22 protein-coding genes are annotated in these 24,415 nt (G+C 51.8%); 4 read left to right on the top strand and 18 right to left on the bottom strand.

Translation table 11 applies throughout. The features are described 5' to 3' along the window. Positions 1-112 precede the first annotated feature (112 nt). Genes hemG through pepQ form a run of 4 tightly spaced genes read right to left on the bottom strand, consistent with a single transcriptional unit; the run spans position 113 to position 4,105 of the window. A complete protein-coding gene (gene hemG, locus OGY01_RS02305) occupies positions 113-658 on the bottom strand; it encodes a menaquinone-dependent protoporphyrinogen IX dehydrogenase (protein WP_284097280.1) in 546 nt (181 codons plus the stop codon). An 11-nt stretch (positions 659-669) separates the two neighbouring features. Next, the gene (trkH, locus tag OGY01_RS02300; protein WP_045449175.1) at positions 670-2,121 is read right to left on the bottom strand and encodes a Trk system potassium transporter TrkH; all 1,452 of its coding nucleotides are present in this window, start codon (positions 2,119-2,121) and stop codon (positions 670-672) included. 38 nt (positions 2,122-2,159) lie between these two features. Beyond that, complete coding sequence (locus OGY01_RS02295; protein WP_045449173.1) at positions 2,160-2,774, bottom strand: IMPACT family protein; 615 nt, start codon at positions 2,772-2,774, stop codon at positions 2,160-2,162. Beyond that, positions 2,774-4,105, bottom strand: coding sequence for a Xaa-Pro dipeptidase (gene pepQ / locus OGY01_RS02290; RefSeq protein ID WP_048223315.1), 1,332 nt, complete (start codon positions 4,103-4,105; stop codon positions 2,774-2,776). The genes OGY01_RS02295 and pepQ overlap by 1 nt, the downstream gene beginning before the upstream one ends. Positions 4,106-4,294: 189 nt before the next feature. On the opposite strand from pepQ, the gene fadB reads away from it, so the two are divergent. Continuing rightward, positions 4,295-6,484, top strand: a complete 2,190-nt coding sequence (fadB, locus tag OGY01_RS02285) for a fatty acid oxidation complex subunit alpha FadB (protein WP_286492326.1) — start codon at positions 4,295-4,297, stop codon at positions 6,482-6,484. Between the two features lie 9 nt (positions 6,485-6,493). Beyond that, positions 6,494-7,657 carry an acetyl-CoA C-acyltransferase FadA gene (fadA, locus tag OGY01_RS02280; protein WP_048223310.1) on the top strand — a complete coding sequence of 388 codons (1,164 nt, stop codon included), beginning with the start codon at positions 6,494-6,496 and terminating at the stop codon, positions 7,655-7,657. 152 nt (positions 7,658-7,809) lie between these two features. Here fadA and OGY01_RS02275 read toward each other — a convergent pair whose 3' ends face one another. From OGY01_RS02275 to ubiD, 4 genes are all read right to left on the bottom strand, one after another. Beyond that, positions 7,810-8,790 carry a LacI family DNA-binding transcriptional regulator gene (locus tag OGY01_RS02275; protein WP_284097284.1) on the bottom strand — a complete coding sequence of 327 codons (981 nt, stop codon included), beginning with the start codon at positions 8,788-8,790 and terminating at the stop codon, positions 7,810-7,812. A gap of 7 nt (positions 8,791-8,797) precedes the next feature. Beyond that, complete coding sequence (locus OGY01_RS02270) at positions 8,798-9,736, bottom strand: ROK family protein (RefSeq protein ID WP_045449165.1); 939 nt, start codon at positions 9,734-9,736, stop codon at positions 8,798-8,800. 292 nt (positions 9,737-10,028) lie between these two features. Then, positions 10,029-10,730, bottom strand: coding sequence for an NAD(P)H-flavin reductase (gene fre, locus OGY01_RS02265; protein WP_045449163.1), 702 nt, complete (start codon positions 10,728-10,730; stop codon positions 10,029-10,031). 40 nt (positions 10,731-10,770) lie between these two features. Continuing rightward, positions 10,771-12,264: a 4-hydroxy-3-polyprenylbenzoate decarboxylase gene (gene ubiD / locus OGY01_RS02260; RefSeq protein ID WP_045449162.1), complete on the bottom strand. Its 1,494-nt coding sequence runs from the start codon at positions 12,262-12,264 to the stop codon at positions 10,771-10,773. Positions 12,265-12,468: 204 nt separating this feature from the next. On the opposite strand from ubiD, the gene rfaH reads away from it, so the two are divergent. Then, complete coding sequence (rfaH, locus tag OGY01_RS02255) at positions 12,469-12,957, top strand: transcription/translation regulatory transformer protein RfaH (protein WP_200013160.1); 489 nt, start codon at positions 12,469-12,471, stop codon at positions 12,955-12,957. 6 nt (positions 12,958-12,963) lie between these two features. Here the strand turns inward: rfaH and tatD are convergent, their stop codons facing one another. The 9 genes from tatD to udp form a co-directional block, all read right to left on the bottom strand. After that, complete coding sequence (tatD, locus tag OGY01_RS02250) at positions 12,964-13,746, bottom strand: 3'-5' ssDNA/RNA exonuclease TatD (RefSeq protein ID WP_048223305.1); 783 nt, start codon at positions 13,744-13,746, stop codon at positions 12,964-12,966. Between the two features lie 41 nt (positions 13,747-13,787). After that, positions 13,788-14,579 (bottom strand): Sec-independent protein translocase subunit TatC, encoded by a 792-nt coding sequence (tatC, locus tag OGY01_RS02245; RefSeq protein ID WP_045449155.1) that lies wholly within the window; start codon positions 14,577-14,579, stop codon positions 13,788-13,790. Between the two features lie 2 nt (positions 14,580-14,581). Continuing rightward, a complete protein-coding gene (gene tatB / locus OGY01_RS02240) occupies positions 14,582-15,130 on the bottom strand; it encodes a Sec-independent protein translocase protein TatB (protein ID WP_045449154.1) in 549 nt (182 codons plus the stop codon). 3 nt (positions 15,131-15,133) lie between these two features. Continuing rightward, entirely contained in the window at positions 15,134-15,388 is a 255-nt protein-coding gene (tatA, locus tag OGY01_RS02235) for a Sec-independent protein translocase subunit TatA (RefSeq protein WP_045449152.1), read from the bottom strand. Between the two features lie 78 nt (positions 15,389-15,466). Next, a complete protein-coding gene (gene ubiB, locus OGY01_RS02230; protein WP_045449149.1) occupies positions 15,467-17,107 on the bottom strand; it encodes a ubiquinone biosynthesis regulatory protein kinase UbiB in 1,641 nt (546 codons plus the stop codon). Beyond that, on the bottom strand, positions 17,104-17,709 hold the full coding sequence (gene ubiJ / locus OGY01_RS02225) for a ubiquinone biosynthesis protein UbiJ (protein ID WP_045449146.1): 606 nt from the start codon (positions 17,707-17,709) through the stop codon (positions 17,104-17,106). The genes ubiB and ubiJ overlap by 4 nt, the downstream gene beginning before the upstream one ends. 13 nt (positions 17,710-17,722) lie before the next feature. After that, complete coding sequence (gene ubiE, locus OGY01_RS02220; protein ID WP_045449144.1) at positions 17,723-18,478, bottom strand: bifunctional demethylmenaquinone methyltransferase/2-methoxy-6-polyprenyl-1,4-benzoquinol methylase UbiE; 756 nt, start codon at positions 18,476-18,478, stop codon at positions 17,723-17,725. A gap of 94 nt (positions 18,479-18,572) precedes the next feature. Then, complete coding sequence (gene rmuC, locus OGY01_RS02215; protein WP_144243090.1) at positions 18,573-20,003, bottom strand: DNA recombination protein RmuC; 1,431 nt, start codon at positions 20,001-20,003, stop codon at positions 18,573-18,575. Between the two features lie 140 nt (positions 20,004-20,143). Next, positions 20,144-20,905 (bottom strand): uridine phosphorylase, encoded by a 762-nt coding sequence (gene udp / locus OGY01_RS02210; RefSeq protein WP_006686084.1) that lies wholly within the window; start codon positions 20,903-20,905, stop codon positions 20,144-20,146. Between the two features lie 266 nt (positions 20,906-21,171). On the opposite strand from udp, the gene OGY01_RS02205 reads away from it, so the two are divergent. After that, positions 21,172-21,981, top strand: a complete 810-nt coding sequence (locus OGY01_RS02205) for a dienelactone hydrolase family protein (RefSeq protein ID WP_048223301.1) — start codon at positions 21,172-21,174, stop codon at positions 21,979-21,981. An 84-nt stretch (positions 21,982-22,065) separates the two neighbouring features. On the opposite strand, the gene metE is transcribed toward OGY01_RS02205, so the two are convergent. After that, on the bottom strand, positions 22,066-24,327 hold the full coding sequence (gene metE / locus OGY01_RS02200) for a 5-methyltetrahydropteroyltriglutamate--homocysteine S-methyltransferase (protein WP_048223299.1): 2,262 nt from the start codon (positions 24,325-24,327) through the stop codon (positions 22,066-22,068). Positions 24,328-24,415 lie beyond the last annotated feature (88 nt).

Here is a 24,415-nt window from a genome sequence, read left to right as displayed (position 1 = left end):
GCCTGTAGTCCGTTGTTCCGTGTCAGTGGAGGCGCATTATAGGGAGTTATTTCAGGCTGACAAGGGGAAATTTAAAATAATCTTCCGACTGCGTATTTTTTATTCTTTGCGTTTATTTTAACAACGCTTTGTTGGTTAATTGGGCAATTTCCCGCGCAAAAATCGCGACCTGTTGCCAGTCGGTATATACGACTTCTTTACTTGTATCCGTTTCACCGCCCGACATCTTCATAATCAGTTTGATCATGACACGGTCATACCAACGATAACGAGGATAAAGTAAAGCTCCGGCAATCACCGCACTGCGGTCTGGTCGCCACGGCGAGCTCATCAGAAACTTGCGCGCATAGCTGTTGGTCTGCGGGGTACGCTTTTCCGGCTTACGAGCAACCAGGTTAACGGAGTAGAACGCACTCGGCATCGCATTCAGCCGCGTGGCATGCTTCTTCACGAACTCCTGAAAAGCAGTATGGTAATGACCGTAGCGAATTGATGCACCAATCACCACGCTGTCATAGTTTTTCCAGTCAGGCTCTTCGGTGCGATGCAGATTCACAACATCGGCCCAGACGCCCAGTTCTTTTAGTTCAGAAGCCAGATACTCGGCGATTTCGCGCGTTTGTCCATCCCGGGAAGAAAAAAGAATCAGTGTTTTCACGTGTTACTCCGTTATTCACGCCAGAAGGTAGGGGTAAAGAGTACCAGCAAAGTAAAGACCTCGAGACGACCAAATAGCATATTGGCAATCAGGATCCATTTCGCCACTGGGTTCATACTGGCAAAGTTGTCGGCAACAACGCCCAGCCCTGGTCCCAGGTTATTCAGGGTCGCAACAACAGAGGCAAATGCTGAGAAGTCATCCACACCGGTCGCTATAATTGCCAGCATACTGATAATAAACACCAGCGCATAGGCTGAGAAGAATCCCCATACCGCTTCAAGGATCCGTTCCGGCAGCGCACGATTACCCAGTTTAATACTGTAAACCGCATTGGGGTGGACCAGCCTTTTGAGCTCCCGGTTACCCTGCTTAAACAGCAGCAGGATACGAATGACCTTCAAACCACCACCCGTTGAGCCAGCACAGCCACCAATAAATGCAGAACACAGCAACAGTACCGGTAGGAACAGCGGCCAGCGGGCAATACTGTCCGTAGTAAACCCTGCGGTGGTCGCCATTGATACTACCTGGAAAAAGGCCTGGTTGATCGTCGTTAGCGCCGAACCATAGGTGTTGTGTACCCACAGCACCAGCGTACAGACAGCCACCAGCGTCAACTGCACACCGATGAACATGCGAAATTCCGGGTCACGCCAGTAGACCTTTAAACTACGCCCACTTAATAAAGAGAAGTGCAGACCATAGTTACAACCGGAGATCAGTAAAAAGATAGCAATAATCGTGTTAATAGTGGGGCTGTCGAAATAGCCAACACTGGCATCGTGTGTAGAGAAGCCGCCAATAGCAATGGTGGCAAAACTGTGCCCAATGGCATCAAACGCCGGCATCCCGGCAAACCATAGCGCCAGCGCACATGCAATCGTCAGCAGTACATAGATAAGCCATAACGTTTTTGCCGTTTCAGCAATACGCGGACGCATTTTATTATCTTTGAGCGGCCCAGGCATTTCTGCCCGATAGAGCTGCATACCACCGACGCCAAGAATAGGCAGGATAGCGACCGCCAGCACGATGATCCCCATACCACCAAACCATTGCAGCATTTGGCGATAAAAGAGAATGGCGTGCGGCAATGAATCCAGCCCCACCAGCGTCGTCGCACCTGTCGTTGTTAACCCCGAAAAGGATTCGAAAAACGCATCAGTAATCGTGAGGTTAGGACTTTCGGAAAAGATAAATGGTAGCGCACCCACGCTGCCCAGCACGGTCCAGAACAAGACGACGATCAGAAACCCTTCGCGGGATTTCAGTTCACCCTTTTCCTTACGGTTCGGCCACCACAGCATGGAACCAATTGCCAGCGCGACAAAGAAAGTTTGCGTAAATGCACGACCCGCACCATCACGGTAGATGAGAGCTACCAGTCCGGGGAGGATCATTGTCCCCGAAAATAAGATGACCAGTAGTCCAACGATTCGGGTTATGGCGCGAAAATGCATCTCTGCCGCTTCCTTAATTCTTCAAAATGAGGTGGGGATTATTCTTCAATCGCTAACAATTGCAATGAACCACGACTAAAATCCGCCAGCTTTGCCGAAAATTCATCCACTTTCGCATAAGGAAGCGCTACCCTGAGCCGAACAAATGCCTGGTAATCACTGGAAATTATTTTACCGTCAAACTGCCCCAACAATATTTCAATGCCAGCCAACTGGCCGTACTCACACTGCAAAGTATATTCGGTTAATGGCGTCTTGCGCTGCGTTGTTAACTGACGTAAAGCCTGATTCACGCCGCCGCCGTAGGCTTTCACCAGCCCACCCGTACCGAGAAGAATACCGCCGTAGTAGCGTACCACCACGGCGGTAATTTCACCGACACCGCTCCCCATCAGTTGAGCAAGCATCGGTTTCCCTGCCGTCCCCGCTGGTTCACCATCATCCGAGAATCCCAGCTGTTGCGAATCATTCGGCGCACCCGCCACCCACGCCACACAATGGTGGCGCGCGTCCGGGTGTTCCGCTCTAACTGACTCAACAAAGGCTTTCGCCGCTTCCACACCATCCGTATGCGCGAGCAGAGTAATAAAGCGGCTTTTTTTGATCTCTTCAACAACGCTAACCGGCGCCGCAGGGATTAACCAACTGTCCATTACGCCAGTTTTAAATCCCGCGTCATGTTTTCGACATTGCTCTCGTGGATAACCACGTTATCTTCAATACGAATACCACCGAACGGCTTCAGCGCTTCAATTTTCTGCCAGTTAAAGTGCTTGCTGAATTGCCCTTCGCGCCATGGCGCCAGCAGCGATTCGATAAAGTAAATACCCGGCTCGATAGTCAGGACCATGCCCGGCTGCAGCACGCGCGTACAGCGCAGGTAGGGATACTTTGATGGTGCAGCAAGGTGTGTACCGCTGTCATCCTGCATAAAGCCAGCAACATCATGAACCTGCAGACCCAGCGGGTGGCCAATGCCGTGCGGCATAAACGGCCCGGTGAGATCGTTCTCTACCATCGCCTCTTCACTCATACCGGTGATGATTTGATGTTTACGCAACAGCTTTGCAATACGTTGATGGAACTGAATGTGATAATCCACATAGCTGACGCCAGCCTTCATGGTTGCAATCAGCGCCAGTTCTTCGTCGTTAACGTCTTTCACCAGTTGCGCATAGTCGTTGTCGCTTTTCGCCGACCAGGTTCGCGTCAGGTCTGCCGCATAACCGTTGTATTCCGCGCCAGCATCCAGCAGGAAACTGCGGATTTCTGACGGCGCCTGGTGATCCAGTTTGGTGTAATGCAGTACGGAGGCATGTTCGTTGAGGGCCACGATATTGCTGTAAGGCACGTCGGTGTCACGATGACCCGTGGCAGTCAAATAGGCCAGGTTAATGTCGAACTCGCTCATACCGGAACGGAAGGCTTCTTCTGCCGCACGATGCCCACTCACCGCCATTTTCTGCGCTTCACGCATACAGGCCAGCTCGTAATCCGTTTTATACGCACGATAATAATGAAGATAGTCGATCACCCCTTTCGGGTTGATATTGCTGGCAGCGATGTCCAGTTGCAACGCACGCTCAGGAACCGGGCCGATATAACCAATATTACCGCGTGCAGCTGGCAGTTGGCCGCCAATACCATCGGCTTTTGGCAGCGCAATAATGTCAATTTCTTCCGTCCAGAAAGAGGTCGGTAGCGGTTCAACGTTGTGCCAGTAGTCGACCGGCAAGTAGAACCACAATTTAGGCTTATTAACGCCATCTACCAGCAACCAACAGTTAGGAACCTGCGTGACAGGTACCCAGGCTTTAAACTGCGGATTAACCTTAAACGGATATGGATGATCGTCGAGAAAAACGTTTAACAGCTCGCCGGAGTGAATAAGTAACGCATCCAGCTTAAAACGAGCCAGCGCATCGCGGGTCCGTTCCTGTAAGGTAACAATATGATTTTTATAGAGTGCGGCCAGTGATTCCATTATTTACCCTTCTGTTTTTTTGACCTCAAGTCACCGCATCTTAGCACATCGTTCTGTAGCTGCGTGATTTCTGCCGAGCGTGATCGAATCGTCATTTCTTTAATCATTCATTTGCATTTTATTAACATAAAATACACACTTCGATTCATCTGGTATGACCAGATCACCTTGCGGATTCAGGAGACTGACATGCTTTACAAAGGCGACACCCTGTACCTCGACTGGCTGGAAGATGGCATCGCCGAACTGGTGTTCGATGCCCCTGGCTCGGTCAACAAACTCGATACGGCAACCGTAGCCAGCCTGGGCCATGCGCTTGATGTGCTGGAAAAGCAGACAGATTTAAAAGGTCTGCTGCTGCGCTCGAATAAAGCGGCCTTTATTGTTGGCGCCGATATCACCGAATTCCTTTCATTGTTTCTTGTTCCTGAAGAGCAGCTAAGCCAGTGGCTGCATTTTGCCAACAGCGTCTTTAACCGGCTGGAAGATTTACCGGTGCCAACCATTGCCGCCGTAAACGGTTATGCGCTGGGCGGCGGTTGCGAGTGCGTGCTGGCGACCGATTACCGTCTGGCAACGCCGGACCTGCGTATCGGTCTGCCGGAAACGAAGCTGGGCATTATGCCGGGCTTTGGCGGCTCTGTGCGTATGCCACGTATACTGGGCGCCGACAGCGCGCTGGAAATTATTGCGGCGGGTAAAGATATCAGCGCTGAGCAGGCACTGAAAGTTGGCCTGGTCGATGGCATTGTTAAGCAGGAAAAACTGCTTGATGGCGCGATGGCTGTATTACGTCAGGCAATCAACGGCGACCTCGAGTGGAAGGCCAAACGCCAGCCGAAACTGGAACCACTGAAACTCAGCAAAATTGAAGCCGCAATGAGTTTTACCATCGCCAAAGGCATGGTCGCGCAGACTGCAGGTAAACATTACCCTGCCCCCATCACCGCGGTAAAAACGATTGAAGCCGCAGCACGCTTTGGTCGTGAAGAAGCACTGAATCTGGAAAATAAAAGCTTTGTGCCACTGGCGCACACCAGTGAAGCACGCGCGCTGGTCGGTATCTTCCTCAACGATCAGTACGTAAAAGCAAAAGCGAAGAAGCTGACTAAAGACATTGAGGCACCGAAGCAGGCCGCAGTATTGGGCGCAGGCATTATGGGCGGCGGTATCGCTTACCAGTCTGCCTGGAAAGGTGTGCCGGTTATCATGAAAGACATCAATGATAAATCATTGACGCTTGGTATGACTGAAGCCGCCAAACTGCTGAACAAACAGCTTGAGCGCGGCAAGATTGATGGTCTGAAAATGGCAGGCGTGATTTCAACCATTCATCCCACCCTCGACTATACCGGCTTTGAGCGCGTAGATGTGGTAGTGGAAGCGGTCGTTGAGAATCCGAAAGTGAAAAAAGCAGTACTGGCAGAGACCGAAGAGAAGGTTCGCCATGATACCGTGCTGGCCTCAAACACCTCCACTATTCCAATTAGTGAACTGGCCAGCGTTCTGAAGCGTCCGGAAAACTTCTGCGGCATGCACTTCTTTAACCCGGTGCACCGTATGCCTCTGGTAGAGATCATTCGCGGTGAAAAAAGCTCGGATGAAACCATCGCCAAAGTTGTCGCCTGGGCAAGCCGTATGGGTAAGACGCCGATTGTGGTCAACGACTGCCCCGGCTTCTTCGTTAACCGTGTGCTGTTCCCGTACTTTGCTGGTTTCAGCCAGCTACTGCGTGATGGAGCGGACTTCCGCAAAGTCGATAAAGTGATGGAGAAACAGTTTGGCTGGCCGATGGGTCCGGCATATCTGCTGGATGTCGTCGGCATTGATACCGCCCATCACGCGCAGGCAGTCATGTCAGCAGGCTTCCCACAACGCATGCAAAAAGATTATCGCGACGCGATTGACGCATTATTTGACGCCAGTCGCTTTGGACAGAAAAACGGCCTCGGCTTCTGGCGCTATAAAGAAGACAACAAAGGTAAACCGAAGAAAGAAGAGGATGCCACTGTTGATAGTCTGCTGGCAGATGTCAGTCAGCCGAAGCGCGATTTTAGCGATGAAGAGATTATCGCCCGCATGATGATCCCGATGGTCAACGAAGTGGTCCGCTGCCTGGAAGAAGGCATTATTGCCAGTCCAGCAGAGGCAGATATGGCGCTGGTTTACGGCCTGGGCTTCCCTCCGTTCCATGGCGGTGCGTTCCGCTGGCTGGATACACTCGGCAGCGCGAAATATCTCGATATGGCGCAACAGTATCAGCACCTCGGTCCGCTGTATGACGTCCCGGAAGGATTGCGCAATAAAGCACGTCATAACGAACCGTATTATCCCCAGGTTGAGCCTGCCCGCCCGGTTGGCGACCTGAAAACGGCTTAAGGAGTCACAATGGAACAGGTTGTAATTGTTGATGCGATCCGTACCCCGATGGGCCGTTCGAAAGGGGGGGCGTTTCGTAACGTGCGGGCAGAAGATCTCTCCGCACATTTAATGCGTAGCCTGCTGGCGCGTAATCCCGCGCTTGATCCTGCGGCTCTCGATGACATTTACTGGGGCTGCGTACAACAGACGCTGGAGCAAGGGTTCAACATCGCCCGTAACGCCGCGCTGCTGGCAGAAGTTCCGCACTCCGTCCCGGCAGTAACGGTCAATCGCCTGTGCGGTTCATCCATGCAGGCACTGCACGACGCGGCACGCATGATCATGACCGGCGATGCACAAGCGTGTCTGGTTGGCGGCGTGGAGCATATGGGCCACGTCCCCATGAGTCACGGCGTCGATTTCCATCCGGGTATGAGTCGCAACGTTGCTAAAGCGGCGGGAATGATGGGCCTGACGGCAGAAATGCTCTCCCGTATGCACGGTATCAGCCGTGAAATGCAGGATGCCTTCGCCGCACGCTCACACGCCCGGGCCTGGGCAGCGACACAGTCTGGCGCATTCAGAAATGAAATAATCCCGACCAGTGGCCACGATGCTGACGGCGTGTTGAAACAGTTTAACTACGATGAAGTTATCCGCCCGGAAACCACCGTCGAAGCGCTGTCCACCCTGCGCCCGGCGTTCGACCCAGTCAGCGGTACAGTTACTGCCGGAACATCTTCAGCTCTCTCTGATGGCGCAGCTGCCATGCTGGTGATGAGTGAAAGCCGCGCTCGTGAACTGGGTCTGAAACCACGCGCCCGTATTCGTTCAATGGCGGTTGTCGGCTGCGACCCCTCAATCATGGGTTATGGCCCGGTCCCGGCCTCAAAGCTGGCGCTGAAAAAAGCAGGGCTCTCCACCCGCGATATCGGTCTGTTTGAAATGAACGAAGCCTTTGCCGCGCAGATCCTTCCATGCATTAAAGATCTGGGACTGATGGAGCAGATTGACGAGAAGATCAACCTCAACGGCGGCGCGATCGCACTAGGTCATCCACTGGGATGTTCCGGTGCACGTATCAGCACCACCTTGCTGAACCTGATGGAGCGCAAAGACGTGCAGTTTGGTCTGGCGACGATGTGTATCGGGTTGGGTCAGGGGATCGCGACAGTATTTGAGCGAGTTTAATCAGAGAGTGTCATCTATTGCAGGTCGGGTAAGCGAAATGCCCCGGCAACCATGCCGGATGGCGACGCAATATCGTCTTATCCGGCCTGCAACGACAGCGCCACTGTATAACAATTAGTTGCCGTTTTTCCCGCCTGTCAGGGGCGGGTTTTTTATTTCACAGAACTGGTACGGACCACTAACTGCACGGGTAGCAACAAATTCTGTTCCTGCTGTTCTTCCAACAACAAACGCAGTGCTTCACGCCCCAGTTGCTGTTTATCAACGGCAATGGTGGTCAGCGGCGGATGTGACCAGGCTGCGGCATCAATATCATCAAACCCTACCAGTGAAAGATCTTCCGGGATACGTATACCTTGCTGCGCACACACTCGCTGAACCACCAGCGCTGCCGCATCGTTATAAGCAAAAATGGCATCGGGCGGCTCGGGCAACCTGAACAATTCGTTGACCGCTTCGACCAGTGATTGTTCAGTATCCAGAAGCGGTGGCGCAATGGCTTCATACTCTGGCGGCATCAGTAGACGAGCGTCATACAACGCCTGGCGATAGCCCTTCTCACGCTGGCGAATACTGTAATGAGAGAGTGTGCTGGCAAGAAAGGCAATGCGACTGCGCCCTTGTTCGATTAGATGTCGAGTGGCCAGATAGCCACCCTGGGTATTATCCGGATTGACGCATGGCAAACCAGGCACCCACAAATCCACCAGTACCATTGGCAGCTTCATTTGTTGCAGTAGCCCAAGCAGTTCAGGCTCAAAAAATCCGGCACAGATCAGCGCATCAGGCTGATGCAGCATCACCTGTTCACCCACTGCGTCACCAGGACCAATAGAGAGAAAGCTCAGCGCAATATTGTGATCACGACATACTTCTTCTATGCCCAACAACAGCGGTGAATAAAACGGTAATGCCCGACTAATGTTGTGCTGGCGATGCAACAAAAACAGGACGCGCCTGAGTTTATCGCTACGCAGACGGGAGAAATCGTAGCCCTGCTGTTCCGCCACAGAAATAATGCGCAATCGGGTATCCTCACGCAGCCCCGGTTGCCCTTTTAGTGCGCGGGAAACAGCGCCAACCGACACACCGCAGGCTTCGGCAATATCTCTGATTCGTACAGGTTTCGTCATTTCACTCTCATTGATCGTGCGTCATCATACGGGTAGTTGCGGTCGCAGGCTGTTGTGCACCCAGCCAGGCGGCACCACGTACGCCGCTGCTGTCGCCGTGACGAGCCTGGACAATCGGCGTGCGGCACTGTTTTCCAAATACGTACTGTGCCACCCGCGCCTGTAAGCCTGAATAGAGTATGCCAATATTGGATACTCCGCCGCCCAACACGATAACATCTGGATCAAGCGTATTGACCACGCCAGCTAACGCTCGGGCTAATTGATCGCAGTAGCGCTCCCATAGCAGGCAGGCGTCTACGTCACCAGACTCGACCCGTTTCATTATTTGAGGAACACCGGCATGTTGCGTGGTGTGATTCAGGTACTGACGCTCCAGGCCGCTGCCCGAAATAAAACTCTCAATACAGTTTAACTGCCCGCAATAGCACGTTACCGCCGCGCCGTCCCGCTCTTCATTGTAACGCGGTAGCGCATTATGTCCCCACTCTCCCGCACAGGCATTAGGGCCTGAGATCAAACGGTTATCGACACACAATCCACCACCGCATCCCGTACCAAGGATCACTCCAAACACTACTCCATACCCGCGCCCGCTTCCGTCCATGGCCTCCGACAACGTAAAACAGTTGGCGTCGTTGGTTACGGGCACAGGTATTCCCAGCGCCTGCTCAAGATCGCGTGCGAAGGGTTGTTGATTGAGCACCAGAATATTGGAGTTTTTTATTAACCCATCACTGTCGACTGCGCCGGGCACACCCACACCGACTGATAATGGTCGATTAACGGTCTTCATGGCTTTCACGATAGCGTCCGTGACGACCCGGAAAAAATCGCCGTAGCTCTGCTTTGGTGTACTGCATCGTTCGCGGTAAATAATCTCACCCGTGTTATCAATCACCACTGCTTCGATTTTAGTCCCACCAATATCCAGTCCGAGCCTCATGATTCCCCCATTCGCTTGACGCAAAATTATCTCTGCACAGACTGACTTTTTTGTTTACTAAACACAAAGACAGACATCACAAAATAGAATTTTGACGATAGTTTTTATATAAAAACATGGCAAATAGAGCGTCAAGGCAAAACACCTGTGTTTACTAAAAAATAACGATGAGGGTAATTCGTCACGAACGGGGAGATTCACAGAGACCGAACCAGCAATCTCAGCAATTCAGGGAGTGAGTGATCGGGCATTAACGACCTGAATGCGCCGGAAAAGCTCCGGCGCACCCTGCTTAAATAAATGCGAAAGCGTCGCCAAACAGGCGGTCTTCACGCGCGCTGCGTTCATTGCAAAACAGGTCGCGTGCGATTTTTGCCATCTCAAAACGTCCGGCGATATAGATATCATGTTCCGCCAGGGTACCGTAATCCTGCAATACAGCGGTTAATACTGTGCCCGTGCGACCACGCCAACCCGCTTCAGGTTGTTCCACCACTGGCTCAACGCGCAGATTAGGGTGATTAACTGACAGGGCTTCCAGCTCGGAGAGATCATAAAGATGCTTCTCTTCTCGCCCGCCCCAGTAAATCGTGACATCACGGTCTGGATTACGCGCCAGTGCTGTTAGCAAAATTGAGCGCACATAAGAGAACCCTGTACCGCCAGCGATCAGGATCAGCGGACGATTTTCATCATCACGCAGCCAGGCTTCACCGTGTGGAATATCGACCTTAATTTCCCGGTCTTTCAGAATTCGATCCATAACGGCCATGGCATAAAGATTTAGCTCAGAGGCGCCAACGTGCAGCTCAATGAATCCGTGCTCATCCGGTGTAGATGCCATGGAAAACGGACGCTTATCCCGTTCATCCATCACGACCATTAAATACTGACCAGCACGAAAGGAAAACGCCGCGTCTGGCACTAAACGAACGCGATATACGGTGTCAGTGATAGCTTCTACCGAGGTCACTTTACAGCTTAAGGTTGTCATGCGCTCTCTCTGTCGGATCAATAGGCAAAATGATCGCGCCTCAGGCGCTTTTGCCGTCATTAAAGATGGCCAATTCATCCCAAATTGCGTCAATACGCGCAGTCACTTCAGGATCTTTTTTAATCGGGCGTCCCCACTCACGTTGGGTTTCACCCGGCCATTTATTTGTGGCATCCAGTCCCATTTTTGAACCAAGGCCGGAAACCGGCGAGGCAAAATCCAGGTAATCAATTGGCGTATTTTCTACCAGAACCGTATCCCTTGCCGGGTCCATACGGGTGGTAATTGCCCAAATCACATCGTTCCAGTCACGTGCGTTGACATCATCATCGCAGACAATAACAAATTTGGTGTACATAAACTGACGTAAAAACGACCAAACACCCATCATGACGCGTTTAGCATGGCCAGCGTACTGCTTTTTCATCGTCACTACGGCCAGTCGATAAGAGCAGCCTTCCGGCGGCAGGTAAAAATCGACGATTTCCGGGAATTGTTTTTGCAGAATAGGCACGAAAACTTCGTTCAGCGCCACGCCTAGTACCGCAGGCTCATCTGGCGGACGGCCGGTGTAAGTCGAGTGATAAATCGCATCTTCACGCTGAGTAATGTGTGTAACGGTGAAAACAGGGAAGCTATCCACCTCATTGTAGTAGCCTGTATGATCGCCATACGGGCCTTCCGGCGCCATTTCTCCCGGCTCTATATACCCTTCCAACACAATCTCCGCGCTGGCAGGAACTTCGAGATCGTTGGAAATACATTTAACCACTTCGGTCTTGGTACCACGTAACAAGCCCGCAAAAGCGTATTCCGATAACGTATCAGGTACTGGCGTTACGGCCCCCAGAATCGTTGCCGGATCAGCGCCCAGCGCAACGGAAACCGGGAAACGTTCGCCTGGATGAGCCGCACACCACTCCTGATAATCAAGCGCGCCGCCACGATGAGAAAGCCAGCGCATGATGAGTTTATTTTTGCCAATCAGCTGCTGGCGGTAAATACCCAGATTCTGTCGCTCTTTATGGGGGCCCCGCGTTACGGTGAGTCCCCAGGTGATCAGCGGAGCTGCATCTTCCGGCCAGCAGGTCATTATCGGAATACGGTTTAGATCGACATCATCGCCTGAATAGATTTTTTGCTGACAAGGCGCACCGCGTAACCGCTTAGTCGGCATGTTCAGTACCTGCTTGAACTGCGGCAGCTTATCAAACAGATCGCGAAATCCTTTTGGCGGCTCAGGCTCTTTCAAAAACGCCAACAACTTACCCACTTCCCGCAACGCAGAGACATCTTCTTGTCCCATTCCCATGGCAACACGCTTCGGCGTGCCAAACAGGTTACACAGCACTGGCATTGAATAGCCTTTGGGATTCTCAAACAGCAACGCAGGCCCACCAGCACGCAGGGTGCGATCGGCTATTTCAGTGATTTCCAGATGGGGATCCACCGGAAGCGTGATGCGTTTGAGCTCGCCTTGCTGCTCAAGTTGCGTCAGGAAGTCGCGTAAATCGTGATATTTCATGGCGTCCATTGTGGCCTCTTCGTAAGCGCTTCATTATACGGCGTTCATCATTGCGATGCTGTATTTTTGTTAAATTAGCGTGAACTCTGGCGGTACATCTAAGCCCCGGGAGTATATACCCAACGGATTTCGAGTTGCTTTAAGTCGGGTATAATTAACTTAGCGCATGGCTTTTGTTATGCTTGCGCTCAGAACAAGCGGATAAGAGTTATTATGCAATCCTGGTATTTACTGTACTGCAAACGCGGGCAACTTCAGCGTGCCCAGGAACACCTGGAAAGGCAGGCGGTGAACTGCCTGACGCCTATGATCACCCTGGAAAAAATGGTGCGCGGCAAACGTACCACAATCAGTGAGCCACTTTTCCCTAATTACATGTTTGTCGAATTCGACCCGGAAGTGATCCACACCACGACGATCAATGCCACGCGTGGCGTCAGCCATTTTGTACGCTTTGGAGCAACACCAGCGACGGTTCCCTCTGCAGTTATTCACCAGCTTTCCATCTACAAACCCGAGGGTGTTGTTGATCCGGAAACCCCTTATCCAGGGGACTATGTGATTATCACTGAAGGTGCATTTGAAGGATTGAAAGCGATCTTCACTGAACCTGATGGCGAAGCGCGCTCTATGCTTCTGCTTAACCTGTTGAATAAAGAGGTTAAGCAGAGCGTGAAAAATACCGGTTTTCGAAAAATTTAATCTACCTTAGAAGGTAACTTCAAACAGCGTTCTCACGTTGGAGTCGATTGTTGTTGATAGCCATTGAGGATCTTCCCCGCGCCAGTGTGCAATCCGTTCAAGAATGTGCGGCAGGTAGGCCGGCTCATTACGCCGTGTAGACGGTTTAGGTGTTAAATCGCGGGGCAGTAAATAAGGCGCATCAGTTTCGATCAGGAGCCTCTCTACCGGAATAAAAGGTAACAGCTCCCTAAGCTCCATCCCCCGACGCTCATCGCAGACCCATCCGGTAATACCAATATAAAGCCCTCTGTCCACGCAGTCCTGCATCTCCTGACGTGAACCGGTGAAGCAATGCAGTACCGCGCCTGGAATGCTGTCCAGCCAGGGTTCCAGCAATGCCAGAAAACGGTCATGCGCATCCCGGCAATGCATGAAAACTGGCATCTGCAGTTCAGCGGCAATACGCAGTTGTGCCTCAAAAGCCCGCTCCTGCTCTTGTGGCGTGGAGAAATTACGATTGAAATCCAGACCGCATTCACCAATGGCGACCACTTCAGACTGGTTTGCCAGAGCGACTATCGCTTCTTCGGTTGAGGATTGCCACTGGCTACTATCATGCGGATGGACGCCGGCTGTGGACCAACAATTCGGGTAATGCTGCGCCAACTTTAGCGCCTGCTGGCTTTCATGCAGGTTCGTTCCGGTCAGAAGCATACCGTGAACACCGGCCGCAAAGGCGCGCGCTACAACCTCATCCCTGTCTTTCGCAAATTGTGAACTGGTTAAATTAACGCCAATATCAAACATGCTTCCTCCCATATGACAACCGCCCTGACGGGCGGTTGAATTTATTCTTCGGTTTTCTCGGTGGCTTCAGCTTCTTTTGCATTCTCAGCCTCGTTATCTTCGTCTCGCGTACGTCGCTTACCGACATAGAAACGGGAGAAGAAAACGCCCACTTCAAACAGGCAGTACATTGGTATTGCCAACAGCGTTTGCGAGAAGACATCTGGCGGGGTCAGTAACATCCCCACGACAAATGCACCGACAACAACGTATGGACGTTTCTTACGCAAGTCATCAGGCGTCGTAATACCCATCCAGCACAGCAGCACAATGGCAACAGGAACCTCAAAAGAGACCCCAAAAGCCATAAATAGCGCCATCACGAAGCTAAGGTAACTGGCAATATCTGTCGATACTTGTACGCCTTGCGGTGCCGTATTAGCAAGGAAACCAAAGGCTAACGGGAAGACGACAAAGTAGGCAAATGCCATACCGATATAGAACAGCAACGAACTGGAAACCAGTAATGGCACAACAAGGCGACGCTCATGCTTATACAAAGCAGGAGCAATAAACGCCCATACCTGATACAGGATCACTGGCGCTGAAAGGATCAGCGACACCATGAAAGTGAGTTTTATCGGGGTAAAAAACGGCGAGGCCACATCCGTGGCGATCATCGTCGCACCCTGCGGCATCTGTTTTATCAGCGGTGCCGCAACCATATGGTAAATGTCGTTGGCAAAATAAACCAACGCCAAAAAGATTACCATTACGGCAATAATGCAGTTCAGGAGTCGCTTACGCAGCTCAATAAGATGCGTGATGAGCGGTTGAGTATCTTCTACAGCCATGTTTACGGTTTATCACTCGACGATGGGGAGGATTCGACAACAGGCGCGGCGGTTTTCTTTTCAGCGTCCATCACTGTTTCGGACGCGGTTTCCGTCGATTCAGATGTCCTGGTACCCGTGGATTGCGGTTTTTGCTCCGGCGAGCTGGCCTGCGTTTCAGCGGAAGCAGGAGTAACCCCTTCATGCTGCGCTTCGCTATCTTTCACCACCGGATTATGGATAGTGTGCGCTTCATCGCTCGCTTTCTCAGGCTCGTTAACGCTGTAAGAACGCTTCATCGACTCTGCAGCTTCACGCAATTCATCCATCGATGCTTTCAGCTCCGGCGTCAGATTTGTCAGGCTCGCTTTCTCAACCTTCTTCAGGCTGTCCTGAAACTCCTGAAGCTTAAGCTCCTGGGTCAGTTCATTCTGAACAGTAGTTGCAAGGGAACGCAACGCACGAACCCAGCCCGCGACCGTTTTTACCGCAACCGGCAATCGTTGTGGCCCCAATACGATGAGGCCTATCACGAACACCAATAACAGTTCGCTAAAACCGATATCAAACACGGATTATACCTGCTCTTTATCGTGGCTTTTGGCGTCTTCTTTTTTCACTTCGCCCTGCTTATCGGTGATGGATTTAGCAGTAAAATCAGCGTCCTGACTGGATTTATCCTGCTTGGGTTCATCATCTCCCATCGCTTTCTTGAAGCCTTTAATAGACGCACCAAGATCGGAACCGATGGAGCCGAGTTTCTTGGTGCCGAATAGCAGCACAACGATGACGGCAATGATCAACAACTGCCAGATACTGATACCACCCATACATGTTCCTCTGTCATAGATGATGAATTAATAAGGCCGTAGTATACGTTACACGACCTGCCTTGAGCGATGAAAAATTCAGCGCATTTTGCGCCAGCCGATCAGCCAGGCAATGACGCCGCCCGCTATTAACCAACCAGGCATAAGCCCCCACTCAGGACGGCTTACCAGCAAGAATGTCCCACTTAACAACAACGTCGCGCCAATACCCAATAAATAACGAGATTGTCCCTGACGGACGTGATTCGCATGAAGCTCGCGCGCAATCTTATCAACACTGTGCTGTAAATATTTGCCCTGGCGCAAACTGTCATACACCAGTTCAGGTATTTCTGGCATTTTTTCGACCCAGAACGGTGCTTTTTCTTTAAATGCCCTGACAAGGGCGGGAATTCCGACCTGCTCTTTAATCCAGGATTCAAGAAATGGCTTGGCCGTCTTCCACAAATCCAACTGCGGATAAAGCTGTCTCCCAACGCCTTCAACATACAGCAGTGTTTTCTGCAACAGCACCAGTTGGGGCTGGACTTCCATGTTAAATCGACGTGCCGTATTAAACAGATTCAGCAGCACGTGACCAAATGAAATCTCCGCCAGCGGCTTTTCAAATATCGGCTCGCAGACGGTACGAATAGCAAATTCAAATTCTTCGACGTTGGTATCCGGTGGAACCCAGCCAGAATCTACATGCAGCTCTGCAACCTTACGGTAGTCACGATTAAAGAACGCAATGAAGTTTTCAGCCAGATAGCGTTTATCTTCTTTATTTAATGAGCCAACAATCCCGCAATCTATGCCGATGTACTTTGGATTTTCAGGGTGTTCATAGCTGACAAAAATGTTGCCAGGATGCATATCGGCATGGAAAAAACTGTCACGGAATACCTGAGTAAAGAAGACCTGCACACCGCGCTCGGCCAACAACTTCATGTTGGTGCCGTTCTTCTCAAGCGTTGCAACATCCGAAACGGGGATACCGTAAATACGCTCCATCACCATCATGTTCTGACTGCAATAGTCGGAATACACTTCCGGGATGTACAGCATCGGGCTGTCTTCAAAATTGCGGCGCAATTGAATAGCATTCGCCGATTCACGCAGCAAATTCAACTCATCAATTAATGTCTTCTCATATTCGCGAACCACTTCCGTCGGCCGCAAACGGCGACCGTCAGGCAGCAAGCGAGGAACCCAACGGGCAAGGCGATAGATCAGTTTTAAATCCGCTTTGATAACCGGCAGAATGTCCGGGCGAATAACCTTGATCACGACCTCTTTACCATTCGATTTCAGTCGGGCCGTGTGTACCTGTGCAATGGACGCAGATGCCAGTGGCTGGATCTCAAAATCATCAAACCATGCCTCAACGGGTAACCCACCCATTGCTTCTTCAATTTGCTGTTTTGCTCTTTGTCCATCAAAGGGGGCAACACGATCCTGCAACAGTGCCAGTTGATCGGCGATATGCGGAGGGAAAAGGTCACGACGGGTGGAGAGCATTTGACCAAACTTGATCCACACTGGCCCCAATTCTTGCAACGCCAGTCTCAGTCTCTCACCCAGTGGCTTTTCTTTATGCCGATTAGGCATCCAGAACAAGGTGTAACGCCACAACCGAAGCGGCAGCGTAATACGCATTTTGGGGATGAGTTCATCAAGACCGTAGCTTAAAAAAGTGCGAATGATGAAATAAAGGCGCCGTACTTCACCTGGCGTCATTTGACCTCCAGTTTTTCCAGCCGTTTGGCCAGAGATTCAACCGCACGCTCAACGGCTGCCGTTTCTTCCGCGAACCATGCAACCTCAAGCGGACCAGGAGCCATACGCCACTCTTCAGTGATCGCTTCGGCAACGTAACGCTGCTGACGTTGCATGGTGTGACACAGAAACTTCGCGCCACCACGCAGGGCTTTGCTGACCCCTTCCGCGACGATATCGCCGGTATAGGGCGCTAACAGTTCAGCAGGATCAAACTCTGCAAGGTCAGCCAGAGCGACAAAGTTCTGTACCACCTGAATATCGCCCTGAACTTCCAGCTCGCCGCTACGAATAAGGGTTGTGAGTTGCTGCCGGTCGCGTAATTTCGGTAAAACGCTGGCATGTGTGATCACGGTGCAATCGGCTTCGCCTTCCCAGGCCCCCAGCACATCGACCTGGCGCTCACTAAACACCAGGACTAACGGTGTCGAAAATCCTTTGAGATCCACACGCAGCACCTTGCTCTGCAGACGCGTTCGGGCTGATTTCAGCGCAGGCGAACGGTACAGAAAGGTGTTGAGTAGGTTTTCAACTCCTGCGGTCACTAAGGGTTTTAAAGGCATCCCCGATCTCCTGTCAGAACTTATAGCCACGGTGCAGCGCAACCACACCTGCTGTCAGGTTGTAGTAATCCACGCTTTCAAACCCGGCATCTTGCATCATCGCTTTTAAGGTGTCCTGATCGGGATGCATGCGGATGGACTCCGCCAGATAACGGTAGCTTTCTGCATCGTTGGCCACCATTGAACCAATACGTGGCAGAATATGGAAAGAGTAAGCATCATACGCTTTGCTCAGAGGTTCGATAATCGGTTTGGAAAACTCCAGCACCAGCAAGCGTCCACCGGGCTTCAATACCCGATACATGGATCGTAATGCTTTCTCTTTTTCCGTTACGTTACGAAGACCAAACGAAATCGTGATGCAGTCGAAGGTATTGTCAGGGAAAGGCAGTGCCTCAGCATTTGCCTGGACATACTCGACGTTACCAATCACACCGATATTGCGCAGCTTTTCGCGACCCATTTTGAGCATTGAGTCATTGATATCCGCCAGGACGACTTGACCGGTTTCACCAACCATGCGAGAAAATTTCGCCGTCAGATCTCCCGTACCACCCGCCAAATCCAGAACGGTTTGTCCGCGACGCACGCCACTACAGTCAATGGTGAAGCGCTTCCACAAACGATGAATGCCAAATGACATTAAATCATTCATAACGTCATATTTAGACGCCACAGAATGAAAAACGTGGGCCACCATGTCAGCTTTCTGCTCTTTAGCGACGGTCTGAAAGCCAAAGTGCGTCGTTTCTTGTGAATCTTCCACCATCTCAGTGCCTACTCATCAATAAAATGTTCGAGAAGTGTAACAGATTGGGCCAATTTGCCCTACCCTTCTGCCGGGTTCAACTACCCCAAACGGGCTAGTTCGATTGCTGATTTGCCGCCGCATTATCGGGATAAGCCTCATCCAGCTGCGCCTCCGGGACCGAGCGTAAGCGGTATTCTTCATCCTGAGTTGTGGCTTGTTCAGCCAGTTCAGGATTAATCTCGCGCTTAATTTCTACACCTAATCCACGAAACGCTTCTGCCTGCGACAGGACGTTTCCACGCCCTGAGGAGAGTTTTTTCATCGCCTGTCGGTAGTTGTCCTGCGCTTTGTCCAGACTCTGGCCGATCGCCGACATATCATCGATAAACAACCGCATTTTGTCATAAAGCTTGCTGGCCCGATCTGCAATCTGCTGCGCGTTACGGCTCTGGTGTTCATAACGCCACAGATTCGCGATAGTGCGCAATGCCACCAACAACGTAGTAGGGCTAACCAGCATAATGTTATTTTTGAGTGCTTCGGTTATCAGTTCGGGCTGTCTGTCCAGCGCAAGCAAAAAAGCAGGTTCAACGGGAATAAACATCAGTACATAGTCAAGCGTGCGTAACCCTGGGAGCTGTTGGTAATCTTTGCGTCCCAACAGACGAATATGGTTACGCACAGAGGCAATATGCTCCTGCAACGCGCTCTCCCGGGTGTAGTCATCTTCTGCATTAAAATAGCGCTCGTAGGCGACCAGCGTCATTTTAGCGTCGATAACCACGTCTTTTCCCTGTGGCAGTCTGACAATAACATCCGGTTGCATCCGTGAACGCGCGTCATTTTCAATACTGACCTGGGTTTCATATTCATAGCCTTCACGCAGACCGGAAGCCTCCAGCACTCGCGTGAGCACCACTTCTCCCCAGTTCCCCTGGGTCTTGTTATCCCCTTTCAACGCCCGCGTCAGGTTAACGGCTTCCTGCGCCATCTGCGCGTTCAATTGCTGGAGATTACGAATTTCGTGCGCCAGAGTGTGCCTTTCCTGCGCCTCTTTACCAAAGCTATCCTGAACCTGACGGCGAAAACCGTCCAGCTGTTCACGCAATGGCGTAAGCAAACTATTCAGGCTTTGCCGGTTTTGCTCGTCAACGCGGCGGTTGCTGTGCTCAAAAATACGGTTCGCAAGGTTTTCGAACTGCTCGCTCAGACGCTGTTCACTGTTGATCATCTGGCGAATTTTATCTTCAGCGTGCTGCTGCGTCGCTTCCAGACGGGTGGTGACTTCCCGGAGATCGGCTTCCAGAGAGGTGTTGATGGTGTGTAAGCTGCGTAACTCGTTATTGAGTAGCTCACACTCTTCTCGCCAGTGGGCTTCCTGCGAAAGCTGTTGCCGGGCGGCGCTCAGCGCAATATCCAACTCACGCCGTTCTTCGATGAGATCTGCTCGGATCTGATCGGCACGCGCTTTGGTCGCCAGCCAACCCACAAGCAGCCCTGCAGCCAACGCCACCACAGCACTCATCATAATTGAAATATCCACAACGCCCCCTTACAGCAACGACTTACCTGCACAAAATAGAATTGTGCTGTATAAACGTCCAGTTTAAAAGGAATTTCCTGCGAGGCACTACGCAAAATAAAAAGGCCGAACACGTCGGCCTTTTTACAAAGAAGGGTGTATTACAGCAGGCGACGCGCTGCTTCTACCACGATTTTCACCGCGTGGCTTTCCGTTTGCTTCATGGTTTCTGCATTCGGGATCTCTTGCTGAGTACGGTTGACGATAACACCAGCAACCATACCTGCACGCAGACCCTGACTTGCGCACATAGTCAGCAGCGTAGCGGATTCCATTTCATAGTTCATAACGCCCATGGACTGCCACTCTTCCATAGAACCTTTGAAACGGCTCACCACACGACCAGAGAAGGTGTCGTAACGCTCCTGGCCTGGGTAGAAGGTATCAGAAGAGGCAGTAACGCCCACGTGAGTAGTTGCACCGATAGATTTCGCTGCTTCAACCAGCGCGGTGGTGCATTCGAAGTCCGCAACAGCCGGGAATTCCATTGGCGCAAAGTGCAGGCTTGCACCGTCCAGGCGAACTGATGCCGTGGTTACCAGCACATCACCAACATTGATATGCGGCTGAATAGCACCAGTAGTGCCGATACGCAGGAAGGTACGAATGCCCAGTTGAGCCAGTTCTTCTACAGCGATAGAAGTAGATGGGCCGCCGATACCGGTGGAGCAGACGATCACTGCTTTACCATCCAGTTCTGCACGCCAGGTAGTGAATTCGCGATGAGATGCCAGCTTGACCGGCTTATCCATCAGCGCGGCGATCTTTTCCACACGCTCCGGGTCGCCAGGGACGATAGCGAGCTGGGCCCCTTGTAAATCGTTCTTAGTGAGGCCGAGATGAAAAACATCAGACTTAGACATAAAAAACTCCTCTGTGAATCGGTTTTGTCAGAAGAAGCAAAAAGACACTTTACCGAAGGCATAAACATATTTTCGTGACAGTCATCACCATGATGTAAATCAATTGCATTAATTTACCGTGAAAAAGTGACACACATCACATTAACTACTCATCATCGGGAAGCCTTGCACAAAAGATAGACCGTTTAAGGCAATGTGATTCGTTGCATGTGTCTATAGTTAACAATGCGCTTTTTTGCTGATTATTTAAGGGTACGGAGAATACCATGACAACAATACGACAATCTGGCTTTGCACCTGCTGCATCCCCACCCGCATCAACAACAGTTCACACACCGGATAACGCGATTATCGCAGGTGTAACGTCAATACCTTCTCAAGGCGATGATATGCCGGCGTATCACGCGCGGCCAAAACAGGCTGATGGCCCGCTGCCCGTAGTCATCGTCGTGCAGGAAATATTTGGCATTCATGAACATATCCGTGATGTTTGCCGCCGACTTGCGCTGGAAGGGTATCTGGCTATCGCCCCGGAACTCTATTTTCGCGAGGGCGATCCAAATGATTTTGCAGATATCCCTACGCTACTGAGTGGCCTGGTAGCTAAAGTGCCTGACTCCCAGGTGCTGGCCGATCTGGACCACGTTGCCAGTTGGGCCTCCCGCAACGGCGGTGATGCACATCAACTGATGATCACCGGTTTTTGCTGGGGCGGTCGTATCGCCTGGCTGTATGCCGCTCACAATCCACAGCTCAAAGCGGCTGTGGCGTGGTACGGAAAACTGATTGGCGACAAAACCCTGAACTCACCTAAACACCCTGTCGATATCGCTACCGACCTGAATGCACCGGTATTGGGGCTTTACGGCGGTCAGGACCACAGTATTCCACAAGAGACTATCGAAACGATGCGTCAGGCACTGCGCGCCGCGAATGCCAAAGCGGAAATCGTGGTCTATCCCGATGCCGGACACGCGTTTAACGCCGATTACCGTCCGAGCTATCATGAAGAGTCTGCAAAAGACGGCTGGCAAAGAATGCTGGAGTGGTTCGCACTTTATGGCGGGAAGAAATAACGTATTTTGCCGGGTAGTGGCTACGCCTTACCCGGCTTACAAAACATCTCATCAGAACAGAGGCTTGCACCTCCGTTTTTAATCTTACGCCTGACGCAGGTTCTGCGCGGCTTTGACCATGTTTGCCAGTGCGGCACGGGTTTCCGGCCAGCCGCGGGTTTTCAGACCGCAGTCCGGGTTCACCCATAGACGCTCTGCGGGGATACGTTGCTCAGCTTTCTTCAGCAGGGCTTCAATCCACTCGACACTTGGAACGTTCGGTGAGTGGATGTCGTACACGCCCGGTCCGATTTCATTCGGATAGTCAAATTCTTCGAATGACTCCAGCAGCTCCATGTCAGAACGTGAGGTTTCAATAGTGATCACGTCTGCGTCCAGCGCCGCAATCGAATCCATGATGTCGTTAAACTCGCAATAACACATATGAGTGTGGATTTGGGTTTCGTCCTTCGCCACCGCAGCATTAATGCGGAAAGCTTCCACGCCCCACTCCAGGTATGCTGCCCAGTCGCTGCGACGTAGTGGCAGACCTTCGCGCAATGCCGGTTCGTCAATCTGGATGATGCCAATGCCAGCGGCTTCCAGATCCGCGACTTCATCACGCAGCGCCAGCGCAATCTGTTTAGCGATAGTTTCACGAGTCACATCTTCACGTGGGAATGACCAGCAGAGAATAGTCACAGGGCCAGTCAGCATGCCTTTAACCGGTTTATCAGTCAGTGACTGTGCGTACTTCGCCCACTCAACGGTAATCGCTTCCGGACGGCTGACATCACCAATTACCACTGGCGGCTTCACGCAGCGAGAGCCGTAACTCTGTACCCAACCGTTCTGGGTGAAGACAAAGCCATCCAGATGCTCACCGAAATACTCCACCATGTCGTTACGCTCGGCTTCACCGTGTACCAGCACGTCGAGGCCTAAACGCTCCTGTTCTACAATGGCCTGTTTAATGTGCTCCGCAATGCCGGTGCGGTAGTTGTTGGCGTCAAGATTGCCTTTCTTGAAGTCCAGACGCAGGCCGCGAATTTCCGTGGTTTGCGGGAAGGAACCAATGGTCGTGGTCGGCCATGCCGGCAGGTTAAAGCGCGCACGCTGCGCTTCGGCACGTACCGGATAAGCATTGGTACGCTGGCTGTCCTGTGCAGTGATCGCAGCCAGACGTTTTTCAACGGCTGCATTATGTACACGGGTTGAATGGCGACGAGCCTGAATCGGCGCGCTCCACTCCTCCAGCGCGGCAGTATCACCGCTGTTCAGCGCATCACGCAGCAGCGCCAGCTCACCGCATTTTTGCAGAGCGAAAGAAAACCAGCTCTTCACTTCAGCATCAAGGCGAGTCTCGACACTCAGATCAATTGGGCTGTGCAGCAGGGAACACGAAGAGGCTACCCACAGCGCACGTTTGCCGACAATGTCTTTAATCTGCGCATATTTCTCGGTTAAATCGGCACGCCAGACGTTGCGGCCATTCACCAGACCCGCAGAGAACAGCCAGTCAGTTGGCAAACGTTTGTGCAGTTCTGCCACGTCATCTTTACCATGGACCAGGTCAACATGCAGACCCTGTACCGACAGTGCGGTGATGGTGTCGAGATTCGGGGTTACTCCTTCGAAATAGGTGGTCAACAGCAGCTTCACTTGTCCTGTAAGCGCGTCATACGCTGATTTGTAAGCATCCAGCCACTCCAGCGGCAGTTCCAGCACCAGTGCCGGTTCATCAATCTGCACCCACTCAATGCCACGTTGCGCCAGCTCAGTCAGCACCTGCTGGTAAACTGGCAGAATGTCTTTCAGCAGGCTCAGACGGTCAAACTGCTCGCCCTTCACTTTGCCCAGCCACAGGTAAGTCACAGGACCCAGCAGCACCGGTTTCACTTTGTGACCCAGCGCCTGCGCTTCGTCAACTTCGTCCAGCAGTTGGGTCCAGGTCAGTTTGAACTCCTGACCTTTAGTGAACTCCGGCACCATGTAGTGATAGTTGGTATTAAACCATTTGGTCATTTCTGCCGCCGCCGCCGGTTGACCGGTCGGTGCACGGCCACGGCCAATGCGGAATAAGGTGTCGATGTCGACAGAGCCGTCTTTGTTCTGATGGCGGGCCGGGACGTTACCCAACAGCAAACTGGTGGTCAGGACGTGATCGTACCAGGCAAAGTCCCCCACCGGCAGAAGGTCAATACCCGCTTGCTTTTGTTGATCCCAGTGGCGGGCACGCAGCTCACGGCCTACTACCAGCAACTCTTCACGAGAGGAATTTCCCGCCCAGTAGCTTTCTTGTGCTTTTTTCAGCTCGCGGCGCAGGCCAACACGAGGGAAACCGAGGGTGTGATTAAGTATTGTCATTTTTCTTCCTCTAATTATATGTAAATCCTATAGATTTTGAATTTAGGGAAGGAGGCAAGTTTATTCATCCCTGAGAGCTTACTGAAGT

This window comes from Citrobacter sp. Cm038, assembly GCF_030333105.1.
Taxonomy (GTDB): domain Bacteria; phylum Pseudomonadota; class Gammaproteobacteria; order Enterobacterales; family Enterobacteriaceae; genus Citrobacter; species Citrobacter murliniae.
This window is presented reverse-complemented; position numbering and strand designations above follow the sequence as displayed.